Source organism: Delftia acidovorans NBRC 14950 (genome assembly GCF_001598795.1).
GTDB classification, from domain to species: domain Bacteria; phylum Pseudomonadota; class Gammaproteobacteria; order Burkholderiales; family Burkholderiaceae_C; genus Comamonas; species Comamonas acidovorans.
Genome location: NZ_BCZP01000043.1, coordinates 23282 through 29449, shown reverse-complemented (window position 1 = coordinate 29449; position 6168 = coordinate 23282). Strand labels below are relative to the sequence as shown.

The following is a 6168-nucleotide window of genomic DNA, read 5'->3' as shown; positions in this document are numbered from 1 at the left end:
ATCCCTCAGCCTCCCCCCTTCTGCCCACGCCTGCGTTGGGCGGGATGCGGGGTGGCAAGCCTGCCGAAGGACAGGCTTGCTTCGTCATCTGACTTGCCGCAGTTGTTTGAACGGATTGCGCCGCAGGCGCAAGGAGTGAGTTCTGCGGCACACCCCGCATCCCGCCCAACGCAGGTCGCCCGTAGCGAAGCGAAGGGTCGTGGGCAGTTTGGGGCGCGCTTCTTTGCCCCGCTTTCTTGTCGCGCGACAAGAAAGCGGGTCGGCTGCCGGGCCGAACCCCGGCCTCGAAAAACAACCACCCGGCAGGGGCAAAAAACAGAACCCAAAGACCTACTCAGCCACCTGCCTCAACGTATCCATCACAGGCCTCCTCAACACCTCCCGCAACGCCCACCACCCCGCCATCCAGGCCAGCAAGGCCCCGGCAACAGCCCCCGCCAGCGGAGCCCACCAGGGCACGGTCCAGTTGAACTCGAACACCCAGCGCGCCAGGGCCCAGCCCACGGCACCGGCCGCGCAGCTGGCAAGGAAACCCGCCAGCAGGCCCACGCCAGCCAGCTCGGCGCGCTGCACCTGCGCCAGCAGCCGGGCCTGGGCACCGACGGCGCGCATGATGGCGTACTCGCGGGCGCGCTCCTCGCGCGTGGCGGTGACGGCGGCGAAGAGCACGACCAGGCCGGCGGCCAGGGTGAAGCCGAAGAGGAACTCCACCGCGCGTATCACCTGGTCCAGCACGCGCTGCACCTGGGCGAGCGTGGTGCTCAGGTCCACGTTGGTGATGTTGGGAAACTCGCGCACCAGGGCGTTGTCGAAGCCCGCCACGTCGGGCGCGCGGTAGGCGGCCAGGTAGCTGACGGCCACGTCGTCCAGGTGGTCCACGGGATAGATCACGAAGAAGTTGGCACGCATGGATCCCCAGTCCACCTTGCGCAGGCTGGTGATGCGCGCCTCGCTGGGCACGCCGCCCACGTCGAAGCCCAGCGTGTCGCCGAGCTTGAGGCCCAGGGTCTCGGCAATGCCGTCCTCCACGCTGATCTCGCCCTTGGCGCCAGGCGTCCAGGTGCCCGCCGTGATCAGGTTGTGCGCGGGCGCCTGCGCCGTGGTGGAGAGGTTGAACTCCCGGTCTACCAGGCGCTTGGCGCGGTCTTCGCTGAAGTCGTCGGGGCTGACCGGCTTGCCGTTGACGGTGACCAGACGCCCCCGGATCATGGGGAACCAGTCATAGGAGGTGACGCCAGCCTTGGCCAGCGCCGCGCGGAAACCGTCGGCCTGCTCGGGCTGCACGTTGATGACGAAGCGGTTGGGCGCATTGGCCGGCGTGGCCTGGCGCCAGCTGCCGATAAGGTCGGTGCGCAGCAGCACCAGCAGCATGAGCGCCAGCAGCCCCACGGCCAGGCTGCTGATCTGCACCACGGCATAGGCGGGGCGCGCGGCGATCTGGCGCGTGGCCAGCACCAGCCAGCGCGGCGCCGTGCTCTCGTGCACCAGGCGGCGCAGCACCTGCACAGCCAGCCAGCCCAGGGCCGCGAACAGCAGCACGGCCACGGCAAAGCCACCCACGGCGATCAGGCCCAGTTTGATGTCGCGGCTGGCCGCCAGCAGCAAGGCCGCAAAGCCTGCCACGCCCACGGCCAGCACCACCACCGAGGCAGGCTTGAGCGCGCCCAGGTCGCGGCGCATGACACGCAGCGGCGGCACGCGCGCCAGCTGCAGCACGGGCGGCAGGCCAAAGGCCAGCAGCAGGGTCAGCCCCATGCCCACGCCGAAGGCCGCAGGCCACAGGCCTGGTGCGGGCAAGGCGGTTTCCACCAGCCCGGCCAGCAGCAGCACGAACACATGGTGGATGGCCCAGCCCAGCAGCACGCCAGCGGCGCTGGAGGCCAGACCGACCAGCACGAACTCCACTGTATAGGCACCCGCGATGCGCCGCTGGCTCTGGCCGAGCACGCGCAGCATGGCCGAGGCATCCAGGTGGCTGTTGGCAAAGCCGCGCGCAGCCAGGGCCACGGCCACGGCCGACAGCAGCGCCGCCAGCAGGGCGACCAGGCTCAGGAATTTCTCGGCGCGGTCCAGCGTCTGGCGCATCTCGGGGCGGCCGCTGTCCAGCGACTCCACGCGCACGCCATGCACGCCGGGCGCCTTGGCCTGCTGCTCGGCCCAGACGCGGTAGCGCTGCACGGCCGGCTCGGAGCCATCACCCGCGCCGGCCACGGCCAGGCGGTAGGTGATGCGGCTGGCCGGCTGCACCAGGCCTGTGGCGGCCAGGTCGGCGGAGGTGATCATCACGCGCGGCGCAAAGTTCATGAAGCCCGCGCCCCGGTCGGGCTCGATGGAGATGATGCGCGCCACGCGCAGTTGGGCGTCGCCCAGCAGCAGCATGTCCCCCACGCCTATGCCCAGCGACTCCAGCAGCGGCGCATCGACCCAGGCCTCACCCCGCGCCGGTATCTCGCGCGTGGCCCGGTCGGCCGCGCCGGGGGCATCGGCCACGCGCAGGCTGCCGCGCAGCGGATAACCTTCGGGCACGCTCTTGAGCGCCACCAGGCGGCTCATGCCGCCTTGCGCGTCGCTGGCGCGCGCCATGGTCGGGAAGCTGGATGTCTCCAGGGCCTGCAGCCCTTCGGCGCGTGCGCGCTCGCCAAAGGCCGGCGCCGTGGGGTTGTCGCCGACCACGACCACGTCGCCGCCCAGCAGCTGGCGTGCATCGCGCTGCAGCCCCGCCTGCAGCCGGTCGGCAAAAAAGCCCACCGAGCTGAGCGCGGCCACAGCCAGCATCACGGCGACGATCAACAGGCGCAACTCGCCCGCGCGCAGGTCGCGCCACAGGGTGCGCCAACCCAGGGTCCATGCAGAAGATCCATTCATGCCGCGCAGATTAGCGCAGGCGAAGATGGGCACCCGGGCGCCACGGCTATTGGCACGGCCGTTCAGAACGATTGGCCCAGCCGTTCAGAACATCAGCCGCAGGCCCAGGTCCAGCCCCAGCGCGCCGGCCGGCTGCATGCCGCCCGTGGTCAGGTAGCCGGGCTGGGGCAGGATGGCCGGGTTGCTGACCACCAGCGGCGTCACGCCCATCACGCCCGGGTTGTTGCGCCCGTTGCCCACGCTGATGCGCGACACCGTGGCGTACAGCGCCGTGCGTTTGGACAGCGGGTGCACATAGCCCAGGGCGAGCTTGTTCACCGAGGAATCGCCGTCGGCCAGGCCCTGGCCATTCCTGAACTGCACACGTGCATAGGAGGCGCGCAGCGCCCCCTGGCCCACGGGGATGTTCACGCCGGCCAGCACGCCCAGGTAGCGGTCATTGATGGCGGCCAGCGTGCCGGCGTCGCGCCGCTCGTTGCGCACGCCGGACCATTCGCCAAACAGCTTGACCGGGCCGAAGTCATAGGAGCCGCCCAGGTTCAGCGACCGGATCTTTTCCGCGCCGGCGCCCGAGGTGCCCAGGGTGTTCTCGCCATAGCCCAGCGCCACATCGGCCGCCCCCATGGCCCAGCCGATGCGGGCACCCGCGTAGCGCCCCCGCTTCGAGCTGTTCTCGGGAAAGGCGTACATGGCCTGCCCGTAGACGCCGCCCAGGCCCGGCGGCAGGAAATAGCCGATGGAGTTGCCTGCGCGCAGATAGGTGTCCGTGCCCGCCGACAGCCCGCCGCCCAGCAGGCCGCCCGTGGCCAGCGCGCGGGCGATGGCCAGGTTGCTGTTGACCACGGCGATCAGGTTGGTGCCCACGCCGTTGACGGTGAAGGGGTCGAAGGCCCAGTCGTTCAGAAACGAAGGCGTGTGGTCGCGCCCCATGCGCAGCTCGCCCAGGCGCCCGGACAGGCTGATGGTGGCGCGCCGCCCGAAGTTGAGCGCGCCGCCGCCCGTGTCATTGGCCACCGGCGCCTCCAGCCACAGGCCGGCCATGAGGCCGCCGCCCAGGTCCTCGCTGGCGCGTATGCCGATGCGGCTGGCCAGGTTGCCCGAAGGCGACAGCGCCAAGGTGCTTTGCCGCGCCGAGCGCGCGGGGCCCGCGTCCCAGGAATCGCTGCGCACGCTGTAGCGGCTGATGCCGGCGTCCATCACGCCGAACAGCGTGACCGAGGTGGGCGCCTGGGCGGCGGCCGCGCCTGCCACGCAGAAAGCGCACAGGCCGGGGAAGGGAGGGTGAAGACGGGGCATGGAGGTCTCGTGTTCATCGCTCAGGGAATCAGCACCGTCGCGCCCGTGGTGCGGCGCGACTCCAGCGCCCGGTGCGCCTGGGCCGCATCGGCGAGCGCAAAGCTTTGCTGGGGCTCGCTGGCGATGCGCCCGGCCAGCACATGGTCGAACAGCTCGCGCGCCATCTCCAGCATGTGGGCGCGCGGCTGGATGTAGTGCACCATCGCGGGCCGCGTCATCCAGATCGATCCCTTGGAGGCCAGCAGCTGGGAGTCCACCACCACCGAGCCCGACGAGGTGCCGTTGCTGATCAGCCGGCCGCGCGGCTGCAGGCAGTCCAGCGAATCCATGAGGGTGTCCTTGCCCACCGAGTCATAGACCACGGGCACGCCCTTGCCGCCCGTGATCTCCATCACGCGAGCGACGGTGTTCTCGCGCGAGGTCACGATGACGTGGGTGCAGCCGTTGGCGCGCGCGGCGGCGGCCTTCTCGTCGGTGCTCACCGTGCCGATCATGGTCACGCCCAGCGCACGCGCCCACTGGCAGGCGATCAGCCCCACGCCGCCGGCCGCCGCGTGGTAGAGGATGGTTTCGCCCCCCTGCAGCGGATGGACCTGGCGGAACAGGTACTGCGCCGTCATGCCCTTCATCATCAGCGTGGCCGCCGTGCGGTCGCTGATGCCGTCGGGCAGCGGGATCAGCACCTCGGCCGGCATCACGCGCACATCGCTGTAGGCGCCCTGCGGGCCCATCAGGTAGCCCACGCGGTCGCCGGGCCGCACTTCGGTCACGCCCTCCCCCACGGCCTCGACCACGCCCACGGCGTCCGAGCCCAGGCCGTTGGGCAGGGCCAGCGGATAGCGGCCCGTGCGGAAATAGATGTCGATGAAGTTGACGGCGATGAAGCTGTGGCGCACGCGCGCCTGGCCGGGTCCCGGCGCGCCGGCCTCGGCATGCTCCAGCCTGAGCACCTCGGGGCCGCCGGTGGTATGAAAGCGTATGGCCTTTGCCATGGATTCTCCTTGTGTAGCGCCTGGGTGGGGCGCCCTGCATCAGTTGAGCCGGATGTCGAAGTTCCGGACGATCTCGGCATTGCGCTCGAACTCGGCACGCAGGTCGGTGGACATCTGCTCCAGCGAGCGATCGCCTTCGACGGGCTCGAAGCCCGTGCCCGCATAGCGTTCGCGCACGGCCTTGCGGGCGTTGACCCGGGCCAGCGCGCCGTGGATCTTCTCCAGCAGCGGGCGTGGCGTCTGCGCCGAGGCGAACACGCCGCTCCAGTTGCTGAAATCCACCTCGGGATAGCCCAGCTCGGCCAGCGTGGGCACCTGCGGGTAGTCGGGCAGCCGGCTCTTGTAGGCCACGGCCAGCAGCCTGACCTTGCCGCCCGCGATCAGCGGCTTGGAGGTGACCGATCCGTCGAACATCAGCGGGATCTGGTTGCCCATGACCTGGGCCAGCGCGGGCGCCGAGCCCGGGAAGGCCACATGCTCCATGTCCAGGTGGGCCCTTCTGTTGAGGATGGCGCCCGCGTACTGCGAGGCCGTGCCCTGGCTGTACGAGGCGAACGACAGCGTGCCCGGGTGGGCCTTCACGTAGGCGATGGCCTCGGCCCCGTCGCGCGCGGGAAACTGCGGCGAGGCGATGAACAGCATCACCGAGCGCGCCATCTGCGCCACGGGCCGCACGTCCTTCATGGGGTCGAAGCCGACCTTGAGCACATGGGGCACCTCGGTGAGGATGTTAGTCACCGTCACCAGCAGCGTGCTGCCGTCGGCCGGCTGGGACAGCATGTGCTTGACGGCGATGGCGCCACCGGCACCAGGCCGGTTCTCGACGATGACGGGCTGGCGTATCTCCTGCGCCAGCTGGTCGCTGATGATGCGCGCGAACACATCGATGGTGCCGCCGGGCGGCGCCGGCACGATGAGCCGGACCGGCTTGTCGCCGAAGGCGTGGGCGCCGCCGGCCAGCAGCGAGGCGGCCAGGGCGATGGCCGTCCAGGGGGGCATGCGTTGCATCGTGGGC

General features: G+C 70.6%; 4 protein-coding genes. All 4 read right to left on the bottom strand.

All coding sequences use genetic code 11. The annotated features are described in order from the left end of the window. Window positions 1-330: 330 nt before the first annotated feature. Entirely contained in the window at window positions 331-2865 is a 2535-nt protein-coding gene (locus DA1_RS28225) for an ABC transporter permease (RefSeq protein ID WP_034390970.1), read from the bottom strand. An 84-nt stretch (window positions 2866-2949) separates the two neighbouring features. Further along, window positions 2950-4161 (bottom strand): porin, encoded by a 1212-nt coding sequence (locus DA1_RS28220; RefSeq protein WP_034390969.1) that lies wholly within the window; start codon window positions 4159-4161, stop codon window positions 2950-2952. 20 nt (window positions 4162-4181) lie between these two features. After that, the gene (locus DA1_RS28215) at window positions 4182-5153 is read right to left on the bottom strand and encodes a quinone oxidoreductase family protein (protein WP_034390967.1); all 972 of its coding nucleotides are present in this window, start codon (window positions 5151-5153) and stop codon (window positions 4182-4184) included. A gap of 39 nt (window positions 5154-5192) precedes the next feature. Then, on the bottom strand, window positions 5193-6161 hold the full coding sequence (locus DA1_RS28210) for a Bug family tripartite tricarboxylate transporter substrate binding protein (RefSeq protein ID WP_026062972.1): 969 nt from the start codon (window positions 6159-6161) through the stop codon (window positions 5193-5195). Window positions 6162-6168: the final 7 nt, after the last annotated feature.

Coding starts and splice junctions, on each gene's coding strand:
- DA1_RS28225 (WP_034390970.1), bottom strand. CDS start 2,865: ATGAATGGATCTTCTGCATGGACCCTGGGTTGGCGCACCCTGTGGCGC.
- DA1_RS28220 (WP_034390969.1), bottom strand. CDS start 4,161: ATGCCCCGTCTTCACCCTCCCTTCCCCGGCCTGTGCGCTTTCTGCGTG.
- DA1_RS28215 (WP_034390967.1), bottom strand. CDS start 5,153: ATGGCAAAGGCCATACGCTTTCATACCACCGGCGGCCCCGAGGTGCTC.
- DA1_RS28210 (WP_026062972.1), bottom strand. CDS start 6,161: ATGCAACGCATGCCCCCCTGGACGGCCATCGCCCTGGCCGCCTCGCTG.